This is a genomic window from Muricauda brasiliensis (assembly GCF_003057865.1).
Taxonomy (GTDB): domain Bacteria; phylum Bacteroidota; class Bacteroidia; order Flavobacteriales; family Flavobacteriaceae; genus Flagellimonas; species Flagellimonas chongwuensis.
In genome coordinates this window covers 127,451-150,915 of the sequence record NZ_QBTW01000001.1, presented here as the reverse complement: position 1 = coordinate 150,915, position 23,465 = coordinate 127,451, and the positions used below count along the sequence as shown (strand labels likewise).

Below are 23,465 nucleotides of genomic sequence, written 5' to 3'. Positions count from 1 at the left end.
TGTTCTGTGGTTTTGGGAGGAATCAACATACCTTTAAAAAATAGTAACGGTCCTTGATACGGATATAGTATTCCATGGATTTTCCGTTTTTTAGGAACACTTGTATCTGGTCGAAACGGCATCGATGTTTATACGCTAGCTCAATAATCGGTGCAATTAGTGATTTGTTTTCTTTTAGGTTTATCTGGGCATTTTTTTGGATTATTTCTATGGCTTCTGTTTCTTTCAAAGGCAAAATAGCGTAGTTGGCTTTGTCAAAATGCTTTGCCCTTGTCCCTTTTATTCGATGTATGATTTTGTCCAGCCCTATATATTTTAATTTTTTTACCATGGTGTGCTTAAGTCGCAAACTTGTTAGGGTACCGCAAAACTTTAGCCGGTTCCATAATCTTGAGCTCCCGTTTACAAAAACCAGGTTGTTTGCATACGTTCTGTCCGACCATTTTTCCTTGATGTAGGCATATCCCTTTAGCAGGTCGTATGAGGTGTAGCCTTGATTTATGAACCAAGAAATATTCTGCCACATGTCCAACTTTCCCAATCGAAAAATATCATAATCCGGATCAAACGCACTGAGTATGTAAAAAGCCAGTTTATCCTTCATCATGTTGATTCTGATGCTTACCGGTTCTCCATTTGCATATATGACGAATAATGTTGCTCGATTTTGTGATAGCATCGGATACAGATCAGCCTTGATTTCGTCAAGATGCGGCAGTTCATAGTTCTCTTCGGTCTTTTCTTTGAACCTTCTTATCATGAGTGTTCTTAGTTGTTCAAAGATTTCATTGTACCATTTTTTATCGATGTTGCCTTGAAATACTTCATAACGGATATCAAAACATTCCTCTAAGCGTTTTTTATACCTTCTAAGCGCAGACCGGGTTTTTGGACCAAAATGTTGCTCCATGTATTGGTTACCGTCGGAATAGCGGTTAAGTTTGATAACATATGTCCGTTGAGTGGTAATGGTATGGATTGAAAACTTTTTCTGATGTTGATTTAATATCAAATTTACGTAACCGGGCACATCTTGAAGGACAAAGGACCTATTTTCTATCAATAGTGGTTTGGCTGAAGGTTTTTCATAGAGAGGAAGACCGTTTCTGGAATCCAACACCTGTTCAATGACATCAGGAAAATTTTCTTCCGCCAATAGTGATCTTAAAAAGATGATCTTTTTGGATGGTTTATTTCCCATGCTTTTCCACTCTGTTTTTGAAAATGACTTTTCCTAAACTGTTTGGGCATTCCAAAATAATCGAATGCTCATCCTCCAAACTGGTGTAGATTTTGAGATGCTCCAGTTTCTCTTTGGAAAGGTACAAAAAGTGATATACCGCCCGTTTGCCATAGGTCTCGTTCAAAGAGTTTATTCCAGTTTGCGAGAATCTTTCCTTGTCCATTTTTGCCCATTGCTCTTTGTCCAGTTTTTCCAAATGGTAGAAGAGCTGAATTCTTCTTTTCTTTCTTTTGGGCAAGAATGGGATTCGGTGGTAAATGGCTCTTAATCTTGACATGAATGGATAATAGATGTCAAATTTTAGTGAGAGCAAAAGCCAAGTTATTAAAGGACTTATTATAGAAAAAGGCACTTGTTTGGCAACCACTATATGGCAGGCATAGAGATAGGTATGATCGGCAAAACGAAGTTTATACTCCATATTTTCCCGTAAAAGGTCATAGATTTCGAAGCCCATCTCAAAACACCATTGTAGTTGGATCATAATATCAATATACCCCAGATAAAACTTGGAATAATCAATGTTGAAACCCCTGACATAGCCAAAAACCAATTGTTTCCAGATATAATTGAAGGAAATATGTATAGGCTCATCACCATGGTAAATTACGATCAAGGATGCTTTTTTTTCTCGAATAAGTCCTTTTCCTAGCTCCTTGAATCGATCCCATTCCGTGAGGGCCATATGGTTCATTTGTTTTTCATCAAAACGGGTGGTGACCATCCGTTTCAAGGTGTTCATCAATTTTTCATAGATACGATCCTGTATCTCACCATAATAATATTGATAGTCTATAGGGAACACCTTTTCCAAGGTTCTTTTGTAGGCCCTTAATCTTGAGACTCTTTTGGAACTCAATTTGCTTTTCAACAAATGGTCAAGGTCATTGTACTTCTTTAAATCAATATAGGAACCTTCAAAAGTAGCCACTGATTTTTCCCATTTTTTCTGGCCGTTTTGAGCAAAAGAAATGTTCAAGTATCCCGGCACGTCAGTATAGAGCACATTTTCTCTACTAGGCCCCAGCTTATCAGTTGTACTTAGATACACCTTGCTAGGATCATCTTTTAGGGAGATAGACCTTACATGCTCGGTAATACTGTCTTTTTCGAGTAGCTCTGCTAAAAAGGAAACGTTCTTCATATGGGGCTATAGATCCTTAAATATCAAAACTTCTTTCTTGGATATCATTTTTATATGGTCCTCTTTTAAATAAAATTTCAAGGAATCCATGGGCTCTCTGTTGTGATAACAATAATCACAGATGGCTTTTTGAATATATTGACTTTTTATTTCATCGAAATGCACTCTTTTCTCCTCAACGCTAGTGGTACCAGTTTCTTCAGGTATTTTTTGAACTTTCAACAAATTTCTGGATATGTTCCTAGACCTTTTGGCATTGGCCGATCTAACAAGTCTTGTTGCGTGATAGATAAAATAAAAAAGTTTTAGCCCCAAAAAAACGGAATGGCCCCAAATGCGTTGGAAGGTATCTTTCTTTTGGTATATGGTTTCGACCAAAAAAGGGTAGGAGGTATCTGCAAACCTATTTTTGTAGTTATATTCACCTTTCATAAAATCGAACACTTCAAATCCTTCATCAAAGGACCACTTTATGACATTGAGAAGTTCAATGTGTCCTAGACTAAATTTGGAATAGGCCGAATCAAAGGTTTTGGTGAATCCATGGAGAATTTTCCCCAGTATATAGTTCAGACTTATTGCGATGGGCGTATCCCCATTATATATGACCGAAATGCAAGCTTGTTTATTGCGAACAAGTTCCAAAGTTTTTTCTCGGTATTCCGATAGCATAGGATCGGTACTGGACTGTAAGCCCTTTTGTTTAAAACGCCTAGCCTGCATTTGCTCAAAAGCATTAAAAACTATTTGGTATTCTTCCTTTTCCATGGAACCATAATAGATTTGATGCCGGATGGTAAAACACTCATTCAGGAGATTCTGACATTTGGCAAAATGAGACCGTCCTTTTTGATCAAAGGTCTTTTTTAAGTACTCCTCGTAACTTTTATAGGTTGATAGTTTTATCAATGAGCCAGGGAAGGTCCTAACTTTTTTAATGATTATATCAGTTCCAAGGTCCAGTTCCGTATCAATATAACTAGGCACACTGGTAAGTACCATGAGTCTTTGTCCACCGTAGTTAGGATTTTCTTGGGGAAGCTTTTTTTGATATGCCAAATTACCGGTAAATGAATTCCTTATCCAGCGATACAACTTGTCCGCTCTTTTTTCAAGAAGAACAAGTTCATGAAAATCGATGTGATTGGATAGTATGTTAAGAATTCTCGACATGATTAGTGATTCTCACCTGTTATTGAAAATAACCTATTTGCGCCATTTATTTATGGTATATAACCATTTGTCCACCTGTATTAAATTTCCCAAAACCCCCATATTTCTGAACCATTGTAAGATGTTCAGTTCCATTTTTTTTGACTTTGCCCTTATGATGCCTACGAAGGATTTTTTGGAATATACGATTTCGTGGTACAAACGATAGCGATGATTACACCATTTTTCCTTGTAAGGGTTGGTACCCTTGGAAACGTCATAGATGTCAATATTATTGGAAAGACACCATTCCAACTGGAACTGCATATGTATATCGCCTAAATTGTAAAGTGAATAATCCGTATCATAGGTTTGGATATGACTGAACATCACACGGTCTACAATGTAGTTCAAGGCAATGCATATGGGCAATTTATCCTTATATATTACAAACAATTTGGCCTCGTCAGCACGTAACTTGGGCAGTGTAAAACCATACAATTGCTGCCAGTGGGCAAGGTCCCTGTTTAGAATACCCTTTTGATCAAACCTTTTGGACAGAAGTTCTTTAAAACGGACGAATGTTTTTTCATATTCAGATTCCGCCAAATCACCGGACAATACCTTATATTCTATCTTCCCCAAGGATTCCAGTTTTCTTTTTTTACTCTTAAGATTTTTGATATTACGTTTACTGAGTTGATCGTTCAAATACTCAGAGAGGTTCTGGTAGGAATATAGGTTGACCAAATGTCCATCATATTGTGGTACCTTGATAAAGCCATGGTCAAGGGGAATATGTTCTTGAAAATAAAGATAGTCGGGTACGTCTTTGATTATATAAAATGATTTTCCATCTTCTTGATAGATTGAGGGGGTAAGTGATAAATAACGGTTCACAAGCAGGTTCTGAACTTTCCCTTGGTGTACGGCATGCAGGGTTTTATTCAGGTATAACTGAAACAGACAATGGTCGGTATAGTGCTTGGGAAGGCTAGTCATTGCTCAACTTTTCACTTAGGTTTGTGTCCCAGTTTATAGCGTATTTTATGCAAGCTTTTATGAATTCCTTGTCTACGGGCCCAGTATTTAAGTTTGAACTTTGTAGCCAATAGGATGGCAATTCCCCTGCTCATCAAGCTCTTGGGATTGTACCAGATATGATAATTTAGCATATAGGAACGATTGCACCATCTCTCCTTATAATCAAATTGACCTTTGGAAAAGTCCAGAATCTTAAAACTGTTTTTAATGCACCAGTCTATTTGCTCAACTATACTGAGACTACCTATCCTATACTGTGAAAAATCGATATCAAAAACCCGTATGACGTCATAGGCATGGTCCTTGGAAAAATTAAGCAGTGTAATGGCTATTGGATTGCCCTGAACAGAGCCAACAAATAAACCAGCCTCCTTATTGCGCATCATTGGTAAAGTGACATCCTTAAAAAAAGACCATTCTTTTGGGTCAAGATTGTTGTTCACCACCTGTTTTTCATCAAACCGGCGGATAAGAAGTTCATGGAATTTTTCAAAAAGGGCGTCATATTGGTTTTCTGCTACATCGCCCCATATCATCTGGTATTCTACCGAATATTTCTTTTTCAATTTATTTTGGTAATTCCTCAACTTGGACCGGCTCCGTGAGCTTAGTTGGGTAGTGAGGTATCCTTCGGTGGACTTCTCATTGGTCAAATCACAAATATAGCCCTTGTATTGTGGTACTGTAATCAATCTAAGGCCATTTGGTATCTGTTTGCCTCGGAATCCAAAATCCGGAACATCGTATATAAGATAGACCTTGTTATCATTCACAATGGTCATGGACGAGGGATTGGTACTGTAGTGAATACCTTTTGTATTAGTGGCCCCAACATTGTTATATAGGGCAAGTTTACCTTTTTTATAAAACGATATTCCTTCAAAATAATCAACATTTATGGTTTCCAAACCTGTTGCAAAGTGTTGTGACCAAATGGAGGTGAAGGTATCCGAAGTATACGGGCCATCAAATGGTGGGGGAATTATATGTTTTTTTTCACTTATCAAGCGGCTATCACTTTTTTATATGAACGGCCATATCCTTGGCCAATTGTGTAGAAAATTGGATAGCGCTCTCAGAATGTAGGTGCGACCCATCATAGGTTTCGTAATCGGGTGTATTTTTGGAATAGTCGAGATAGGGAATTTGATGAATTTTTGTAATGCTGTCCATTGATTTTCTAAAATTGGGGGAATTCTCATTTTCGAAATCAATAATTTCTTTGTCGGCCGGCATTCTAACCAAAATTACCTGTCCCTTGTCCTTAAGGTATTCAATGGTCCTTCCAAACCATTCCCATCTATAACTTTTAGTTTCTTCCTTGGGTAGTCTACGTTGAAAATAGGCAAGATTTTGTCTTTTCCAGTCCATTTTCAAAGCATCGCTCAGGGTAAAGTCACTTCCGGATACCAAGACCTCGTTCCATCCATTGGTATGCGTGATTACATTTCCTGGAGCCCTTTGGGCAAACAGGGCATGGTAAAGCCCCTGTCCATAACAGTTTATGATGTAACTATAGTTGGGATTTGAGTTGAAGTCTTCGGTTTTTCCAATAGCGGCTTTCTCATCCATTTTTTTGATTCCTTCAGCTCCAAAGCCAATAGGGGCAGTAAAGCTTCCAGGAGATACACTTAAAATGAATAGGCCGTTGTCCTTCTTCCTAGAAAATTTCTTTTTGATGGCCTCCAGATATATCTCTCCATAATAGTACTGGTTAGCGGCGAAATTTATCAATGGCAGGTCTATTTCCTGATTGATATTTTCGGTGACCGTTTTGGGATCAATTCCTTGATCTGCCCTCGAGAGCCCAATCACCAAACTACCGGCATCTTGGGTATATTTAGGGTAATACATATCCACATAACCTTCGGAAAGTTTATTGACCATAAACGCATATGCCATTGCAAATAGCGTAAAAAACAGAATGAGTTTTAGGATAAAATATCTCATTACAATCAGAATTGAAAATAAATAAAACTCTCTTGCCTATTGATGCCGAGCATCACAATAATGGCGATATATGCCAAGTACATGGACCACCGGGCCCAAATTGGCCGCCCTTCCACCAATTCATATATTCTATTGTTCCCCTTAACAAAGTGAACCCATTGTACACCTACGATCAAAAGGATGCTCAAAAAGAGCTCCAGATAGTTGTTGAGTACATTGATGTGCAAGTTTGGAACAACAAAAAGGTTGCCAATAAAGTGGATTGCATCCTGTATCGATGCCGACCTAAAGAAAATCAAGGATAGCATCATTAAAGTAAATGATATTGCCCAACCCATAATGGATCTAAGCTTGGAGGGGATGTGCAAACGGTCAAAAATGTTTTTTCTCCATTTGTTGGTAGCCACTTCTATTATCAAAAACAAGGCATTGAGCAATCCCCAGACCACAAATGTCCAATTGGCTCCGTGCCATAGTCCCATAATAAAGAAGACCAATAGTACGGAAACCAACCGATTTAAATGAGCCTTTCTTCTCAAGGGACTATAGAGATAATCCCTGATCCATTGGGTCAGCGATATATGCCAGCGTTGCCAGAACTGTGTAATATTGATTGAGAACAACGGTCTGTTAAAATTATTGATCAATGAAATCCCCATGGTCTTAGCAGCTCCTATAGCAATGTAAGTGTAGGCAGCGAAATCAAAGTATATCTGGAAAACAAAAAAGAAAGCTGCCAACAAAGAGGGGAGTCCCTGATGGCCGTCTGGATCAGCATAAACAGCATCCACGTAAATGCCTAAACGATCTGCCACAACAATCTTTAACAAGAATCCCCATGCCATAATGATCATTCCTCTTTTGATTTGGGATATATCAGGAGAAATCGTTTTTTTTAACTGAGGTAACAGCCTAGTGGCCTTTTCAATAGGGCCAGCGACCAATTGCGGAAAGAAAGCAACAAAAAGGGCGAATCTACCAAGATGTTTTTCGGGCTCCATATTGCCGCGGTATACCTCTATGGTGTAGCTCATGGTCTGGAACGTATAGAAGCTGATACCTACCGGTAACAAGATTTGGTCAATTCTGTAGGACTGTACCTGTTCGGAAGAGGAAATTTCTACCCCAAAATATTCCAAGATGCTGTTTGTGGAATCAATGAAGAAAAACAAATACTTGAAGGCAACAAGGATACCTACGTTGACCACTATACTGAGCCATAGATAATATCTTTTCCTTCTGGGATCTACATTGCCGATTTTTAAGCCGCAATAGTAGTCCACCAGAGTGGATATGAGCAACAGGATAATCAGATAGGGTTCCGATGCGGCATAGAAATAATAACTTGAGGCCAATAAGAACAGCCACCGTAGTTTATGAGGTAGCAGATAGTACATTAAAAGTACTATTGGAAAAAAAAGTAGGAACTCAAAAGAATTGAAAAGCATGGATAATCCTTGTATTTGGGAAACTATTGGTCGGTTCATTGTAAAAGTAAGATTAATTGGACATTTCAACACAGGATCGAGTTAATCTCACAGGTTTCATCGATGAACTTACTAATTAATGATGTTCGTCATGTTACGGGTAAAATAAGGGCGTTCGGCAGAAATTCTTGGAGTATTGCCATGCCCGGGATTATCTTAGCGATTGTTGGAGCTAATACTATTGCAACGGCATCATTTATTTTTACTGAATTAGGAAAGTGATCAATCAGAATGAGCATATCTTTCCTATTTGTAGATGCTATTAATGAACACTTTATATGGATAAAAAAATCAAATGGGCCTTTTTATGTAGTTTTTGGGGCAAAAATGCCAAAGATGCCATTGCGTGGCATGCCGAAAATGGTCAAATCAATAAAATAGGGGTGGTCATTTATGAACAAGAAAATTGTGGGGCAGCCGAAGAGGCAAAATTGAATGGAATCAATCATGTCCATATGCCTTTAAAAGATTTTGACAATAAGAAGGATCATCAAGCGACAATAACCAATATTTTGTTGGAAAATGATATAACGCATATTTTCCTTCTGGGATTTGAACACTTGATCCGAAAGCAAATGTTGGATACATTTCCAAATAAAATAGCGAATATACATCCATCCTTGTTTCCTAGTTTTTTGGCCACCAAAACAGCCATACAGGATGCGCTTGATTATGGGGTTAAAGTAACCGGGATCACTACCCATATTATAGATGACAGGTTCGATCGTGGAACCATCTTGTGCCAAGAGCCTGTTAGGATAGATGAGGGAGATACTTTTGACACGCTTTATCCGAAGTTTTCAAGCAAGGGACTTCCATTGATCATTGAGACTATGAGATTGATGGAAAGCCAGAACCAAGGTTTTGATTTGAATAATACAACCAACTAAACTCATATCCCGTTGTACAGTAATTTTTTTAAAAGGTGTTTTGATTTAACCGCCGCATTGGTTGGTTTGATTTTGTTATCGCCAATCTTTATTTTGGTGACCATTTTACTTTGGATCGATTTTAAGGGTTCTCCTTTTTTCACTCAAGAGAGGCCCGGTAAAAATGAGAGGGTTTTTCATATTCTAAAGTTTAAGACTATGAACGACAAAACAGATAAATCCGGAAAGTTGCTGCCCGACAACCAACGAATCACCAAAGTAGGCGCATTCGTAAGAAAGACCTCCTTGGACGAGATTCCACAACTTATCAATATAGTAAAAGGGGATATGAGCTTGGTCGGACCCAGACCGTTGAGAACATACTATCTGCCTTTTTATAACGAGGTGGAGAAAAAAAGACATTTGGTACGCCCCGGTATCACAGGATTGGCACAAATTTCCGGAAGAAATTTTTTGACATGGGAGGAAAGGTTTGACCTAGATGTGGAATATGTGGAGAATATAGGCTTTTTGATGGATGCTAAAATATTGCTACAGACTTTTAAAAAGGCTTTGCTGGGCAAAGATGTTGCTGAGGATCCCAATGCTTTTATTGAGAGCTTTGATGTACACCGCAAGAAACAGCTTGAAGAAGCTGTGAAATCAACCTGAAAAAGTAACTGCCCCAATTTGGTTCTAGTAAGTTTTAGAGGTTAGGGAGTATCAAAATACGAATTGGTACGGTACGCTGGAAAATAATTGGTGTTTAAACTTTCTTTTCCTTCTTTTTCTTTTGCTATTTTGCACAACCTGTCATATACCTCGGTATTGGATATATACTTCCAAACTTTAAAAGGTGCTCTTTTCTTGGAAAAGGAAGCCTTAAAATCGTATAAAGAATCATTTTTACTGCCAACGCCCCCTCCCAGATTAAAGAAGTTGAATTTGTCGTACTTGTTTTTGCTCCGCACATGGTCTATAACACCACGAATTGGCGATAAGTGCCTGTAGGCATCTACCGTACCGGACAAGTGATATTGAACGATGTGATTTTTAGTACGGATGATAAAAGCACCAGAGGCAACATCTCCGTTTTTTTTGGAAGTTGCAAATACAAAGCTGGCATCAAAAAAACTGTTGTTCTGTAAAAGTTTGATGAAGTAGGGAAGTTTAAAATAGTACTGGCTACTGGCTCCTACGCGTTCCATACTTTGATAATATATTTCCAAAAACTGACGCGCATCATCTTCAGAATTTCCCTCTCTAATATTGAAAAGCTCTTTGTTTCGCTTTATGTATCTTTTTGTAGTCTTTGAGTATTGTTTTTTATGTCCTGTGGATTCCTTTAGGTCAAAATATACAATATCGCCAAGGGACTCTATTTCTCCCATATGGGAAAGCAGCTGTTCTTGATCATCGATAAAAGGGTTTGTACTTGAAAAAATACTGATGATCTTATCATCCAAGAAGTACCCGAGCATTTGTTCTTTCCAATCTTGAAAATCGAAGTGGGAGGGAAGGTGGGAAATCAATGGTCCAGCATATCCATATACCGATGTAGCGTCAAAAAAACCACTGCCATTGATGGGCCTTATTACCAAAGGGAATGCAATGGACGTATCACCGGAACTGTAGAAAAGAAGCTTTGCCACTTCATTGTCCTTTATGCAGACCTGGTGATAATCATAGGAGTGATAAAAGTCCTTTTTTTCAAAAGAACTTATTATCGTGTTCCATTCATTTTCCTCTGTAATAACTTTAAACATACAATAGCTTGGTTCATCTCTATGATGAAGGTTTCATCCGGTAAAGCGGAAAAAAGGAACCTGTCTCTTTTTCGTTCACAGGTTCACAGACCAACTCACAAAGTTCATCGTATTTAGTTTTATTTATGATTTTCCGCCCCGTATAAAAAACACGGTCAGTGGAATTTGGAAACAGGGATTTCTTGAATTTGTACAATCCGTCCCCATTGGTGATGCCCCCACCAAGAATATAATGGCTCTTTCCTTTTTCAATGCCCCAGCGGATGACCTCTACCCGCAAGTAGTCATTTGGACGACAATTGAAATAATCCGACAGGGTGCCACCCAGATATGCATACAGACAATCGTTAAGGTGGATGATAAGTTCTGTAGATATGGCAATATCGTCTTTATAGACAAGCACTATGGTGAAATTTTCCTTGTTCTTGAGAATCATGTTCTCAAAATGTTCCAAAGAAAAGTAGAGCATTTTAGAAGCCCCATTCCTTTTCATGGTACTTACATAAATGTTGTAAAATGTAGCTATATGATGGTCTTCAATACCTGCTCTTTCATGAAATTTTATGGTAAGGTCTTCCTTTTCTGCCTTACGATAGTTGTTTCTTACTTTAGAAACAAAGGAATCCCATTGTTCTTCAAAATTGTTCATCAATGGACCAAAAACATTGTTCAATGTTGATACCGTTTCACCAGAATAATTTTGGTGGTTACCATTTAAATGAAACCGAACGAACTCTGAAACCACATTGTTTTTGGAGTACCACTCATCGACAAGTTCCCAGAACTTTTTGATTATCTGTTTATTGATACCCTCTTCATAGAGCGGTCCATTGTAGCCATAGGGCGAAATGATATCATAAAAAGGTTCTTCTGAAACTTCAATTTCTCGCAATATCATAGGCATTACTATGGTTGATGCACCGTTTACCTTAAAGTTGAACGCTATGATCTTGTTGTTGTCCGATTTGTGATGGGACAAGTATTCGTATAAATAATATGGATTGTTATTCCATTCTGTTTTTATCAGATGCTTGTAGGAGTCTATGCCTTCTTGCTGGTTCAACTGAATGATGTCGAGCTCGAAATTATATGGGGAGTCATCAACTAAAAAATCAGAGAGCATTTTCGAAAAGGCAATGATTCTTCCGCAATGCTCGACATGCCAGACTGCTTTGCCGGTAATAATGTTACCAGCCAATAAAGGGCCTATGACATGAAGGTTCTCAGCGGCCTCAAACTCGTTGTTCACCCGTATACCTATCTCGGATTCATTTGCCTGAATCTTATTTTTGGAAATCAGACTAGCTATCAATTTTGGAATATTAGGATGCGAAAGCGTAATCCCACTAATACAATTGATAACAATATGTATTGGTTTCTCAACAGTTTGAGGCAAATTGTCCTGATCTGTATATACAAGCTCATATCCCGAAGGGTTTGGAATTATATCCGCGAATCTACCGGCAATGTGGGTAAACTTTTTTTTCTTTTTTAGAATCCTTGCCACGTTGGCATAATGTTCCCCTGCACATCGCTGTCTTCTGCCTATCTGGTTCCCATAATGACAGGCGAATCTTTCCAACTCATCTCGGTCGAGCTTTTCCAGGAGCGCTCCGAATTTTTGGGATACAATACCAACAGTACTGGAAGCACCCAATTTTATATTATCCGCTAAATCTAGATCTAGATATACGGCTTCGGCAATTTCTGATGCCTTTAAGGATTCTTTTTTATTTAAACCATCCAAATGGACAGTTTTAAACTGCTTTAGCTTAGTATGGTCTATTTTTGAATCGGGTAGGAGTCCTTGAGTGGATATCATGTAAAAATGGTTGATTCTTTCCTTGATATCCGGATGGTCGTTGAGCTGGTAAAGCATTTCTAGACCACTGGCATTGGCTCCTATAATGGAAACATTAATGGCTTCTTTGGATTGAAAAGCGAAGTCCCTGATACTTTCAATTGTTTTCGATAACCTTGGTTTGTAAGGGTCGTTGATCAAGAGGAAGTTGTCTTTTTTAAATCGTTTCTTTCTTTTCCACAAGTAATTGGAAGGCAAAGAACCAATGGCCAAGATGGCCTTTTCTGCAAAAATGGGGGATTGCTCCTTAAAATGGATTTCCCATGCTCCTTCATTTTGTGCCAAGTCGATTACCTTACCTCTGATATATGAAACTGAGACTTCTTTTTGCTTTTCTAGGGCCTGTACAACTGTCTCTATTTTTTCGTCCATGTAATAACCAAAGAACCTTCTTGGGATAAAGAGGTCTTCCCATTGATTGTTCTCTAGTTCATAATGGTGTTTTTGTATCCATTCCAGCGACAATGGTCCTCCCTGTTCTTTAAGCTCATTCAAAAGCCGTTGTTTGTTTTTGTTGAGCCATTCTATAAACTCTGACAATTCGGGTTCCGGCAAAAAGTTTTTGAGTGAGGTAATCAGTAAGGTTGTACTTCCCGACCTTTCACCATAGGGAATTCCACTATGGAAAGTTTCAAACTTTTCCACAACGGCAATTCGAATTGTATCACCATGTTCTTTTTTCTCCAGTTTCTTGAGGGTATGATACAAGGTGAAAGTTGACGAAATTCCCGAACCAATGAATGCAAGATTGAAAGGAATTTTATTTTCCATTACTTTCGTTTAAATTTTGATATCTGATAATTTTCGCAGGATTTCCAACTACGACCGCATTGTCCGGGACATCCTTTATAACTACACTTCCGGCACCTATGGTGCACCATTTACCGATTTTTATTTTTGGTATTACCACGGCACCGGCTCCTATGAAAGAACCTTCTCCTACCTCAACATGGCCTGTAAGTGCAGCTTTGGGAGCTACGTGTACAAAATCAGCTATGTAATTGTCGTGATCAATACTTGCCGAAGTATTTACTATAACATGTTTTCCAATGGTTGTATTGGGTTGAATTACTACTCCGGCATATACCACCGTTCCGTCACCAATACTGCTCTCTTTACTTATAACCGCAGATGGATGTATCAATGTTTTAAAAACAGCTTTTATTTTATGGGACAGTTCCGCCCTTGTTTTATTATCGCCAATTGCAATGATAAAAGGTGGCCCCTCATGCGGAAAGTCGTTACAAGATGTAAGGCCAATCTTGACTGTATCGGAATCCCAATGCACACTATCGGATGGATGATCATCAAAAACATCAACGATATTGCACCCTAAAAGTTGGGCTACATCCTTAATAACGCCGGAATGCCCCCCTGCACCATATAACCTTATATGTTTAACTTGACTTTTCACTACATTTAAATGTCAACTGCCATTAAACTATTGCGATACAAATGGGTTATTGATTTTAATTATCCTACCAGGGTTGCCCACCACGGTTGCGTAGTCCGGAACGTCTTTAATGACCACTGTTCCTGCTCCTATGGTACACCACTTTCCTATTTTTATTTTTGGTATCACAACTGCACCTACTCCCACATGCGAACCTTCACCAACCTCCACATGTCCGCAAAGTGCAGCTTTTGGGGAAATATGGGCATAGTCACCAATACTATTATCGTGATCTATACTTGCTGCCGTATTTACGATGACATGTTTGCCTACCGTAGTGTTCGGTTGTATGATTGCGCCGGCAAAAACAACTGTTCCTTCTCCAACTATTGCACTTTCGGCAATTATTGATGATGGATGAATAGCTTTCTCAAACGTACTTTTCAAAAATTCAGCAATTTCCGCTCGTTGTAAATTATTGCCAACAGCTATGATTACCGGATCTCCTTCGTGGGGGAATGCATCCTTTCCATCCCTCGCCCCAGTTTCAATATTTGTATTTTGATAAGCACTGTGAACTGTTGACGGCTTGTCATCATAAGTGTCTGTAACGACGATGTCGTTTAATTCGAGAACTTTTCGAATAACCTGAGAGTGTCCGCCTGCTCCATAGATTCTTACTTTTTTCATGTTGTGTAGTGTTCAGGGAAATTAATTTATATAGATCGGTCAATTACCGGCCCATTGGGGCATTGTTTTGTTTTCATTTTGATTGATGTCACTTTTCTTGATCACTTTTATAAATGTTTTATAGATAATTTTCAGGTCCAACATTGCAGAAATGTTTTCAACATACCAAACGTCCAACTTGAATTTTTGATTCCAGTCGATTGTATTTCTGCCATTTATTTGGGCCCACCCTGTTATTCCAGGTCTTACATTGTGCCGTTTGCGCTGTTCTTCATTATAAAGCGGCAGGTATTCTACCAATAAAGGCCTTGGGCCTACAAGGGACATATCGCCCTTAAGCACATTTACCAATTGCAGGAGCTCGTCCAGAGAGTATTTGCGCACAAACCCACCTATAGGTGTTACTCGCTTGGGGCTATGGATATCGATTGATGAACCAGGTTTAAAATCGCGCATGGTCTTGAATTTAATGATTCTGAAAACTTTACCATTTTTTCCAGGTCGAGGCTGCAAAAAGAATGGTTTACCATGGTTAACGACCAATAGTAAAAGTATCAGGACCAACAATAATGGCGACAGGAGCACCAGTAGAACTAATGCAATGAGAAAATCTATGATCGGTTTTATAAAAACGCTGTACATATATGAGGTTAAACAGGGATTTAGGGATAATATTCTATTTAGTACAAACAAAAAGCACTAATACACTTTAAAATTAGGGCAACATTGGCAAAATGCATTGATTAATGGTTTAAGGAAATGATATTTTAGACGAATTGTAAAAGTTCTAGATTAAAAGAAGAGTTTGGCTTCAATTCCATTTAGTATTGAACTTTACAGAATCCTTTAGATATTGGAGCGTAGCTTTGGGTAAACTGTATGTTTTGAATCAATCTTTGGTACCTTCCAGCTCTTGATATTCTTTTAAAATTTCGTTCCAAATAAAGGACCTTTCATACCTCTTTTTGATCATTTCCCGATAAATACCTTTTTCTGCGGCAAACTTCTCTTTGTTCTCCAACGCGTTTTTCATAGCGGTGTATAGCGCCTCGGTATTTTTAGTAGGTATGATGGTTCCGTTGATTCCATCTTCCACAATCTCATTGCAACCATTAATATCGCTGACGATACTATAAAGCCCCATTGCCCCGGATTGCATTACCACATTGGGAAAACCTTCACGATAGCTGGGAAACGTCAAACAATCACTGATGGCAAAATAAGGGCGCACATCATCTGCCCAACCCGTGGCTATTACTTTATCGGACTTGAAGATAAATTCTTCTGTTTCGGGCAGCATGGGGTCAAGTTCTTCTTCTGGGTTGCCCACCAACAATAGTTGTACATTGGTATGCTCCTCCAAGATTTTTTTAAATGCGGCAATAAGTTCATTGATTCCTTTGTCCCCAACCAATCGGCCAACAAATACAAACACATAGTCATCATCGGCGAGCTTTAGCTTTTTGCGAAGCTCAAGTTTTGATGCATTGGAATATAAGCTTGGGTCAAAATAGGAGGTATCTATACCATTGGAGCTGCCATGGCCGATCACCTTTAATTTTTTTGCATCCGTGAACTTGTGGTCCAATACAATTTCCTGTAGTCCCACCGAATTTGGATATACTTTAGTTGCGCAGAAATAGGTCAATTTTTCTACGGCATTCAACAAAACTCTTTTTGGTCCGGTAGCTTCCACAAGGGGTAGCCCGGCAATAGTGTGTAATCTGTGTGGAACGCCGGCGAAGCGCGCGGCCATCATGCCTATTGTCCCTGCCTTTGGTGTATGGGAGTGGACAATGAACGGTTTTTCTTTTTTTAGGATTTTGTAAAGCTTTATTAAAGCCTGTAAATCTTGAAAAGGGGTAATTTTTCTTGTAAGATTTACGGGAATCACTCTTATTTCTTCTTTGACCCCCACTTTTTCCAAGTTTTCCCTATCCGATGAGATACCCACAACCTCATAGAACTGACTCATAAATTTAGATTGTCCCTGCAACAGTCCCCCGAGTGAAATTGGTACTGTAGTTATCCTTATTAATTTTTGTTTCATGGAATAGGTAATGGGTTAGGTGGCAATTAATTTAAAATAAGGGGACTTTTCAGGGAGTCAAATATAATTCCATATAACTTGAAAAGGGTTAAATAAAAATTACTTTTAGATTTAATGTGATAAATTATAGATAAAGTGAATGGGGGCTAACCTGAAAAATAGCAAAGAAGATGTATTTCATCGATTTTTTTGTTAAAATCGATAGGTTGAACATCTAATTGTTTGGTATTGAACGTAAGTGCTGGTGTATTTCGTCGAAAAAAAGACACATTTTGTCGTTTTTTGAACTTAAAAGAACAAATTTGTAAATTAAAAAGTAACAGATGCAAAAGAACACCCCAAAATTACTTTTCTTTTCGGTAATTTTTCTTTGCTTAATTCAAGCCTCATTTATCTCTTGTTCGCAAGATGAAGACCTTATAGACTTAGTTGGTTTGGAAGACCCTGATGAGGAAACCGTTGATGGTTCGGATGGAGATTCTGATGGAAATCCCGATGATTCCAATGACCAAGATACTCCAGATTTGGGAGAAACGGACAATGGCCCTGATTTTGATTCCTCAGAGGGACTCAAGATAGATAATACCCCATGTGATTATACATTGGATGGTATTGAAAGCAACTCGACATTGGAAATAGCCTGTCGCATGGACTTGGGAGGACAAACCATAACGGTACCTTCCGGAGTCACTTTTGTTTTCGCAGGTGGTGAAATTATAAACGGAACGTTGAACTTTTCCGCTCAGGGTACAATTGATGGTGACTTGCTTAATAAGGATTTGACCATTGAAGGTGATGTTAAATTGGATGACCCAATTTTTCAGTTTTATCCAGAGCGATGGGATATTGTTCAAGGACAAGTAAATTCTGATCGCGCCTTGAAGAACAATACCAATTTTGAAGGATTAATGTTTTATGTAAAAGAGTTAGGGGCTACTACCTTTCAAACTGATGAATTTGATGCCTATTTTGAGGTTACCAAGGTTACTTCTACCACAACAAATCAGAATTTTTATCCAAGTTTAGAGGCAGTAAACCTACCTTCAGATTTTACTTTGTCAATGACTAATAATACCTTTTTGAGAGTCTTTCCAACAATAGGTACTACTTCAGCAGCTTTAATCGGTGTTAGAGAGGTCGATAATGTTACCATTCGGGGAGGTATTTTAGTTGGAGATAGGGATAATCGTTCTTATTCTAGGGAAAACGCAGAAGAGGGAGCCCATTTAATGACGATTCGGTCTGGTAAGAATATTGTTTTAGACGGTATAAAGTTTACAAAAGGATCATTAGGAGGACTAAACATAAATTCAGTTGGACATACATTTGATTCCAACTATGACCCAACTAACAATGTTGTGGTCAGAAATTGTGTTTTCGATTCCAATAGAATGATGAGTATTGCATTGACAGACGGTAATAACATAGATATAAATTCGAATACCTTCTTAAATAATGCTCAGCCTTCCTCAAATTCTGATGGAGGAGTAGTAGGTTTTGCAATTAATCTTGAGCCTGTAAGAACAAGAAATTCATCCAATGAATTAGTTGAATATCAAAAGGTTCATGATGTTACAATAAGAAATAATGTTGAAAGGGGTAGTAGGGAAGGCTCGATAATCGTTTTTATTGGTCAAAGAATCGTAATTGAAAACAATGACTTTGAGACCAGCGCCTCCTTTTCTTTAGCTTCAGATACACAAATCAGAAACAATAAATTTACAGCAAGTAATGTTTCTGCTGGTAAACCTGCAATTATTGTCGGTGGACCAGGAGAGACTGTATTTAATAATTCAGTGTCTGGTAATACAATTGAGGGTTATGGATTAGCCATTGCAACATATTATAAAGATATAGAGGTTACGGGTAACATCATAAATGATTGTAATTCAGGTATTCAAATAAAAGATGCTGAAGATATTTTTATAAGTGAAAATAGGATTACTAATACCACCAGCGGACGAGGTATATCAGGACAAATCACCACTGCAAACAATGTCGTTATACAAAACAACGACATTGATGTTAGAAATAATGCCATTTATTTTGTCCAGTTAAATAGAGATGCAGGATTAGATAATTCTGTGCAAGTGATTGGAAATAATTTCGCAAGTAGCGCAACCTCTGTTATCTCTAGCTCTTCAGGAGTGACTTATAGTAACAATATTTCAAATGGAATGGTTCAAGTTATTAATGCTTCAAATATTGATGTATTAAACAATACCTTATCTCCTGATAATTCAAATGGTATTCATTTAAAAGGTGGTTTGACAGAAACAACTATTCGAGACAACAATATTGATGTATCCGGCAATTATACCTGTATCCTGGACGAATCTACAGGTAGTGTGTCTATTGGAAACAATACTTGTCAATAGAGAATTAACTGGATTTATAAATTAAAAGGAGGTGCCATTGGCACCTCCTTTTAATTTATAAGCAACTTTGGTCGTATATAATGATCACTTATCGAATCAATCATTATGTGAATTATAAATTCAATTTATATTTGAAAGGCAACTCCAAAATTATTCGACTTGTTATTCAATTCTTTCGAGTTTACCGTTTTTATTCCAATAGTATTTATAGTTTATTGGTTTCTCCTCAATAAGAAATTAAAATTGCAGAATGCATTTTTATTGGCTTCAAGTTATGTTTTTTATGGATGGTGGGATTGGAGGTTTTTAGGTCTTATTATATTTAGTTCTTTTGTTGATTATACAATAGGATTCTATCTGGGAAAAACAAATAAAGTACCACTTAGAAAGAGATTGCTCGCTATAAGTCTTATTCTTAATATTGGCTTATTGGGCTTCTTTAAATACTTTAATTTTTTTATTGAGAGCTTTAATGATACAATTCGATTTTTTGGAAACAATTTTGATTTAGCTACCCTCAATATTATTCTGCCTGTTGGTATAAGCTTTTATACATTTCAAACACTAAGTTATACCATTGACGTCTACAATAGGAAACTTGAACCTGCCAAAGATGCAATTTCCTTTTTTACCTATGTAAGCTTTTTTCCTCAACTAGTAGCTGGTCCAATAGAAAGAGCAACTAATTTGTTACCACAATTTTATAAAAAAAGGACTTTTGATTATGACTTTGCTGTCAGTGGTTTAAAATTAATTCTTTGGGGGCTTTTTAAAAAGGTTGTAATTGCCGATAATGCAGCAACGTTTGTAAACATAATATTTAGTAATACGGAGAATTATTCTGGCAGTACAATTTTTTTAGGAGTAATACTTTTTTCATTTCAGATTTATGGAGATTTTTCTGGATATTCAGATATTGCTATTGGAACATCTCGTTTATTTGGGTTTAAATTGATGCGTAATTTTGCATTCCCTTATTTTTCAAGAGATATAGCTGAATTTTGGAGAAGGTGGCATATTTCTTTGTCCACCTGGTTCAGGGACTATGTTTATATTCCTTTGGGTGGTAGTAGGGGAGGACTTTGGCAAAAAGTAAGAAACACATTTGTAATATTTGTGTTAAGCGGATTCTGGCATGGCGCTAATTGGACTTTTATGTCTTGGGGCTTTTTGAATGCATTGTTCTTTTTACCTCTTTTAGTTTTGAAAAAAAATAGAATTAATACAGATTTGGTTGCGGAAGACAAGTTCTTGCCAAATCTTAGAGAAGTTTTTCAAATGCTTGTCACTTTTGTTATGGTGAATCTAGCGTGGATTTTTTTTAGAGCAGATAGTATGTCTCATGCCGCTCAAATTTATTTCAAAATAATTTCTCCATCCTTGTTTGCGATGCCAGAATTGATGCCCCTTAAAGTAATCATATTGATAATAATTTTTGTTATCATTGAATGGCTCAGAAGAGATAGGGAAGTAGTACTTGATTTTTCTGATTGGAGGATACCCAGACCACTTAGGTTTCTCATTTACTATTTAATTATATCATCTATCTTTTTATTAGGCGGACAGCAGCAAGAGTTCATTTATTTCCAATTTTAGCATATGAAAAAGTTTCTAAAAGTTTTGACTATTTTTTTCATGCCAATTTTAGTGATTACCTTGGGCCTAGAATTTTATCTGCGCAGCTATGAATCTGATTATGCTCAAAAGTTAGAGGGGCTAAACTTAAAAAAGGATAATATTCAAGTTCTTATTTTAGGTAATTCCCATGCTTTTAATGATGTTGCTCCAGATATTATAGAAAAGAAGGCCTTCAATTTAGCAGGATTAAACCAATCAATTTATTATGACAAAAGAATTACATTAAAATATCTTGATGATTTACCTCAACTTCAGTATGTTTTAATTAGCATGGACTATCATTCCCTTTATTTTTCTAGCCAAGGGATAAGGGATGTTTGGTCTTATTATTCGTATGGAATACCGTATGAAGACAGCTCATATTTCAAAGAAAGATTATCTTATTTCTGGTTCGGGTATACTCCCAGAATAACATTCTCCCTGTTGAAAACTAAATTACTGGATCGAATAAAAAATGTTAAGGATATTAGGTTGATAAATGGCTGGGAGCCTCTTTTGGAGATGGAGCATGGTGCATTCAAGGAATCTACTATTAATGCTCGTGCTAAATACTTCAATGATCTTGTGCACGGGTCGGTTGAAAGAGAAATGGTCCAGTCAGATTTAGAGTCGTTTATTCAAAAATTAAAAGATAAAGGAATCAACCCCATATTATTTACGCCACCAGTGCAAAGACGATTGACAGATAGGTTAGACCAAGAAATAATGCAAAAGAATGCAGAGTACATTCAACAATTGCAAACAACTTATGATGTTCCTTATTGGAACCTCATAAATGCTATATCGGATGAAAGTCTTTATTACAACGTAGATCATCTTAATTCTTCCGGAGCCAAAGAATTTTCACAGATTTTAAATGAAAAATTGGAGGATTATATTTTTGAGAAAAGCAATTATGATGAACTTCCTAGATAATTTTTGCAATACCATTTTTGGAAACAAAAATATGTCCATACCATAAAAGTATTGTCTTTTCCATTTAAATGATCGTTCACCAATTTTTGTATTGAGGAGGTATTGAAAATTTGTTGGGTTTCCAAAAAGGAAGGCTCAATATATTTCTTTAATTCTTTCTTTAGTGAAGATCTTAACCAATCCCCAATGGGAACCCCAAATCCAGATTTTGATTTATCAAGGAAGTCCTCCGGAAAATCTTCTTTAAATGCTTCTTTTAGAATGTATTTCTTGTTCCACCCTTTCATCAAAAAGTCTTCTGGAAGGCTATTGGTATAATCCCATAACTTTTTGTTCAGAAAAGGAGCTCTACACTCCAAAGATGTTAGCATACTTGTTCGGTCAACTTTCACTAACATATCACCTTCCAAGCTAATATTTCTATCCACTTCCCTATAATCAGTGAGTGAATTAGGAGCTGATACTCCGGTCAAAGATTTATAATAGGCAAATGGATCTAGCTCTATAAAATTTGGTAATAGGTAATCCTGTAAGCTATTATTTGCGAAACCTAAGGAAATTATGTCCCAATAATATTGATTTGAATAATCAATTGAATTCAACAACTTGTTTATTTTGAATCTAATACCTCTCTTATCACTTTTGGAATAAAGCAAAGGCTGCAATATTCTTTTACTTAATTTATGTAACTGATTGGGAATTAACTGAGTGTAACGTTCATTAATCTTGCCAATATAATATTTATTATATCCGCCGAAAACTTCATCCCCTCCATCGCCTGTAAGAGCAACTTTTACGTGCTTACTGGTTTGGTGTGCCACCAAATAGCTTGGGAGAGATGAAGAGTCCGAAAAGGGCTCATCAAAATTGTCCAATATTTCGCTAACATTAGTCTTTAAATCATCTTCATTAAGTACGAATTCATGATGATTGCTATCTATCAAGTTGGCAACTGTTCTAGACTTGTCTCTTTCATCAAAACCTTTTTTTTCAAATCCTATAGAAAAAGTATTGATTTTTTGGTTTGATATTCTTGAGAGACATAGGGATACTATGGAAGAATCAACTCCACCTGAAAGAAAAGTACCGATAGGCACATCTGATACGGATCTGCTTTTGACACTTTCCGCTACAAGCTCTCTCACTTTCAATTTTGCTGAATTAAAAGAAATGTCTTCTTTTTCATTTACCTGCGTTGATTTTATTGAATCAGTACTCCAAGACGACTTTTTTAAATCATATATGAGAAGATGGTTAGGTTGTAATTTATGTATTCCTTCATATATTGAAAAAGGTGCAGGAATGTATGTTAACTTAAAAAAAAGATTCAATCCCAACTTATTTATTGTGGGGACGGTTGGAATAGCTTTAAGGATTGATTTAAGTTCAGAAGCCCAGAGAAATTGATTTTTGTATTGTGTGAAATAAAGAGGTTTTTCTCCAAAGAAATCCCTTCCTATAAAAACCTTCTTTTTTATACGGTCGTATATACTAAAGCCAAACATACCATCAAGCTTCCTAAACCCTTCCACTCCCTCATATTGATAGAGTTTTAATATTACTTCGGTATCACTTTTTGTATTAAATGTAATATTTTTAGAAGAAAGATCGGCTCTGAGTTTTTTATAGTTATAGATTTCCCCATTGAACACAATTACAATATTATTGTCATCGGAGTAAATAGGTTGTTGTCCAGAATTTAAATCTATTATAGACAATCTACGCATTCCCATGGCAATTGAAAATTCCTTGGTTGACTCTGTAAAGCATCCATGATCATCAGGCCCTCTATGAATGATTTGATCATTCATCAGTTTAATTTTATTGGTAAGTACTGATGAGTCTATATGATTATCCTGGAGAATACCATTAATACCACACATAT

General features: G+C 37.1%; 19 protein-coding genes. 5 read left to right on the top strand and 14 right to left on the bottom strand.

Translation table 11 applies throughout. The features are described from left to right. Window positions 1–22 precede the first annotated feature (22 nt). From DCK90_RS00670 to DCK90_RS00640, 7 genes are read right to left on the bottom strand one after another with little or no spacing between them, the layout of a single operon-like run. A complete protein-coding gene (locus tag DCK90_RS00670; RefSeq protein ID WP_108244248.1) occupies window positions 23–1,201 on the bottom strand; it encodes a GNAT family N-acetyltransferase in 1,179 nt (392 codons plus the stop codon). Continuing rightward, a complete protein-coding gene (locus DCK90_RS00665; protein ID WP_108244247.1) occupies window positions 1,191–2,387 on the bottom strand; it encodes a GNAT family N-acetyltransferase in 1,197 nt (398 codons plus the stop codon). Before DCK90_RS00665 ends, DCK90_RS00670 begins: the two co-directional genes overlap by 11 nt. A gap of 6 nt (window positions 2,388–2,393) precedes the next feature. Beyond that, window positions 2,394–3,560 (bottom strand): GNAT family N-acetyltransferase, encoded by a 1,167-nt coding sequence (locus DCK90_RS00660; protein WP_108244246.1) that lies wholly within the window; start codon window positions 3,558–3,560, stop codon window positions 2,394–2,396. Window positions 3,561–3,593: 33 nt separating this feature from the next. Further along, a complete protein-coding gene (locus tag DCK90_RS00655; RefSeq protein ID WP_108244245.1) occupies window positions 3,594–4,541 on the bottom strand; it encodes a GNAT family N-acetyltransferase in 948 nt (315 codons plus the stop codon). An 11-nt stretch (window positions 4,542–4,552) separates the two neighbouring features. After that, window positions 4,553–5,590, bottom strand: a complete 1,038-nt coding sequence (locus DCK90_RS00650; RefSeq protein ID WP_108244244.1) for a GNAT family N-acetyltransferase — start codon at window positions 5,588–5,590, stop codon at window positions 4,553–4,555. A gap of 7 nt (window positions 5,591–5,597) precedes the next feature. Further along, a complete protein-coding gene (locus tag DCK90_RS00645; RefSeq protein WP_108244243.1) occupies window positions 5,598–6,533 on the bottom strand; it encodes a hypothetical protein in 936 nt (311 codons plus the stop codon). A 5-nt stretch (window positions 6,534–6,538) separates the two neighbouring features. Next, complete coding sequence (locus DCK90_RS00640; protein ID WP_234414538.1) at window positions 6,539–7,930, bottom strand: MBOAT family O-acyltransferase; 1,392 nt, start codon at window positions 7,928–7,930, stop codon at window positions 6,539–6,541. 368 nt (window positions 7,931–8,298) lie between these two features. Here DCK90_RS00640 and DCK90_RS00635 point away from each other — a divergent pair, with 368 nt between their 5' ends. Further along, window positions 8,299–8,910: a formyltransferase family protein gene (locus DCK90_RS00635; protein WP_108244241.1), complete on the top strand. Its 612-nt coding sequence runs from the start codon at window positions 8,299–8,301 to the stop codon at window positions 8,908–8,910. Window positions 8,911–8,922: 12 nt separating this feature from the next. Continuing rightward, entirely contained in the window at window positions 8,923–9,561 is a 639-nt protein-coding gene (locus DCK90_RS00630; protein WP_108244240.1) for a sugar transferase, read from the top strand. A gap of 41 nt (window positions 9,562–9,602) precedes the next feature. On the opposite strand, the gene DCK90_RS00625 is transcribed toward DCK90_RS00630, so the two are convergent. From DCK90_RS00625 to DCK90_RS00600, 6 genes are all read right to left on the bottom strand, one after another. Further along, on the bottom strand, window positions 9,603–10,655 hold the full coding sequence (locus DCK90_RS00625) for a GNAT family N-acetyltransferase (protein WP_108244239.1): 1,053 nt from the start codon (window positions 10,653–10,655) through the stop codon (window positions 9,603–9,605). A gap of 19 nt (window positions 10,656–10,674) precedes the next feature. Then, a complete protein-coding gene (locus DCK90_RS00620; protein ID WP_108244238.1) occupies window positions 10,675–13,287 on the bottom strand; it encodes a GNAT family N-acetyltransferase in 2,613 nt (870 codons plus the stop codon). Then, window positions 13,277–13,930, bottom strand: coding sequence for an acetyltransferase (locus DCK90_RS00615; RefSeq protein ID WP_108244237.1), 654 nt, complete (start codon window positions 13,928–13,930; stop codon window positions 13,277–13,279). The genes DCK90_RS00620 and DCK90_RS00615 overlap by 11 nt, the downstream gene beginning before the upstream one ends. A gap of 27 nt (window positions 13,931–13,957) precedes the next feature. Next, the gene (locus DCK90_RS00610) at window positions 13,958–14,599 is read right to left on the bottom strand and encodes an acetyltransferase (protein ID WP_108244236.1); all 642 of its coding nucleotides are present in this window, start codon (window positions 14,597–14,599) and stop codon (window positions 13,958–13,960) included. Between the two features lie 39 nt (window positions 14,600–14,638). After that, window positions 14,639–15,241, bottom strand: coding sequence for a sugar transferase (locus tag DCK90_RS00605; protein ID WP_108244235.1), 603 nt, complete (start codon window positions 15,239–15,241; stop codon window positions 14,639–14,641). A gap of 247 nt (window positions 15,242–15,488) precedes the next feature. Further along, a complete protein-coding gene (locus DCK90_RS00600) occupies window positions 15,489–16,649 on the bottom strand; it encodes a glycosyltransferase family 4 protein (protein WP_108244234.1) in 1,161 nt (386 codons plus the stop codon). Between the two features lie 323 nt (window positions 16,650–16,972). Between DCK90_RS00600 and DCK90_RS00595 the strand changes: the two genes are divergently transcribed. The 3 genes from DCK90_RS00595 (at window position 16,973) to DCK90_RS00585 (ending at window position 21,580) form a co-directional block, all read left to right on the top strand. Beyond that, window positions 16,973–19,027 carry a right-handed parallel beta-helix repeat-containing protein gene (locus DCK90_RS00595; RefSeq protein ID WP_108244233.1) on the top strand — a complete coding sequence of 685 codons (2,055 nt, stop codon included), beginning with the start codon at window positions 16,973–16,975 and terminating at the stop codon, window positions 19,025–19,027. A 159-nt stretch (window positions 19,028–19,186) separates the two neighbouring features. After that, complete coding sequence (locus DCK90_RS00590; protein ID WP_108244232.1) at window positions 19,187–20,623, top strand: MBOAT family O-acyltransferase; 1,437 nt, start codon at window positions 19,187–19,189, stop codon at window positions 20,621–20,623. Between the two features lie 3 nt (window positions 20,624–20,626). Beyond that, complete coding sequence (locus tag DCK90_RS00585) at window positions 20,627–21,580, top strand: SGNH/GDSL hydrolase family protein (RefSeq protein WP_108244231.1); 954 nt, start codon at window positions 20,627–20,629, stop codon at window positions 21,578–21,580. Here the strand turns inward: DCK90_RS00585 and asnB are convergent. Further along, a complete protein-coding gene (gene asnB / locus DCK90_RS00580; protein ID WP_108244230.1) occupies window positions 21,559–23,463 on the bottom strand; it encodes an asparagine synthase (glutamine-hydrolyzing) in 1,905 nt (634 codons plus the stop codon). The two genes, DCK90_RS00585 and asnB, sit on opposite strands and share 22 nt — an antisense overlap. Between the last annotated feature and the right edge of the window lie 2 nt (window positions 23,464–23,465).

What these genes read in the sequence shown, in the direction of transcription:
- DCK90_RS00670 (WP_108244248.1), bottom strand. Translation starts at nt 1,201, where the DNA reads ATGGGAAATAAACCATCCAAAAAGATCATCTTTTTAAGATCACTATTG.
- DCK90_RS00665 (WP_108244247.1), bottom strand. Translation starts at nt 2,387, where the DNA reads ATGAAGAACGTTTCCTTTTTAGCAGAGCTACTCGAAAAAGACAGTATT.
- DCK90_RS00660 (WP_108244246.1), bottom strand. Translation starts at nt 3,560, where the DNA reads ATGTCGAGAATTCTTAACATACTATCCAATCACATCGATTTTCATGAA.
- DCK90_RS00655 (WP_108244245.1), bottom strand. Translation starts at nt 4,541, where the DNA reads ATGACTAGCCTTCCCAAGCACTATACCGACCATTGTCTGTTTCAGTTA.
- DCK90_RS00645 (WP_108244243.1), bottom strand. Translation starts at nt 6,533, where the DNA reads ATGAGATATTTTATCCTAAAACTCATTCTGTTTTTTACGCTATTTGCA.
- DCK90_RS00640 (WP_234414538.1), bottom strand. Translation starts at nt 7,930, where the DNA reads ATGTACTATCTGCTACCTCATAAACTACGGTGGCTGTTCTTATTGGCC.
- DCK90_RS00635 (WP_108244241.1), top strand. Translation starts at nt 8,299, where the DNA reads ATGGATAAAAAAATCAAATGGGCCTTTTTATGTAGTTTTTGGGGCAAA.
- DCK90_RS00625 (WP_108244239.1), bottom strand. Translation starts at nt 10,655, where the DNA reads ATGTTTAAAGTTATTACAGAGGAAAATGAATGGAACACGATAATAAGT.
- DCK90_RS00620 (WP_108244238.1), bottom strand. Translation starts at nt 13,287, where the DNA reads ATGGAAAATAAAATTCCTTTCAATCTTGCATTCATTGGTTCGGGAATT.
- DCK90_RS00610 (WP_108244236.1), bottom strand. Translation starts at nt 14,599, where the DNA reads ATGAAAAAAGTAAGAATCTATGGAGCAGGCGGACACTCTCAGGTTATT.
- DCK90_RS00605 (WP_108244235.1), bottom strand. Translation starts at nt 15,241, where the DNA reads ATGTACAGCGTTTTTATAAAACCGATCATAGATTTTCTCATTGCATTA.
- DCK90_RS00600 (WP_108244234.1), bottom strand. Translation starts at nt 16,649, where the DNA reads ATGAAACAAAAATTAATAAGGATAACTACAGTACCAATTTCACTCGGG.
- DCK90_RS00595 (WP_108244233.1), top strand. Translation starts at nt 16,973, where the DNA reads ATGCAAAAGAACACCCCAAAATTACTTTTCTTTTCGGTAATTTTTCTT.
- DCK90_RS00585 (WP_108244231.1), top strand. Translation starts at nt 20,627, where the DNA reads ATGAAAAAGTTTCTAAAAGTTTTGACTATTTTTTTCATGCCAATTTTA.
- asnB (WP_108244230.1), bottom strand. Translation starts at nt 23,463, where the DNA reads ATGTGTGGTATTAATGGTATTCTCCAGGATAATCATATAGACTCATCA.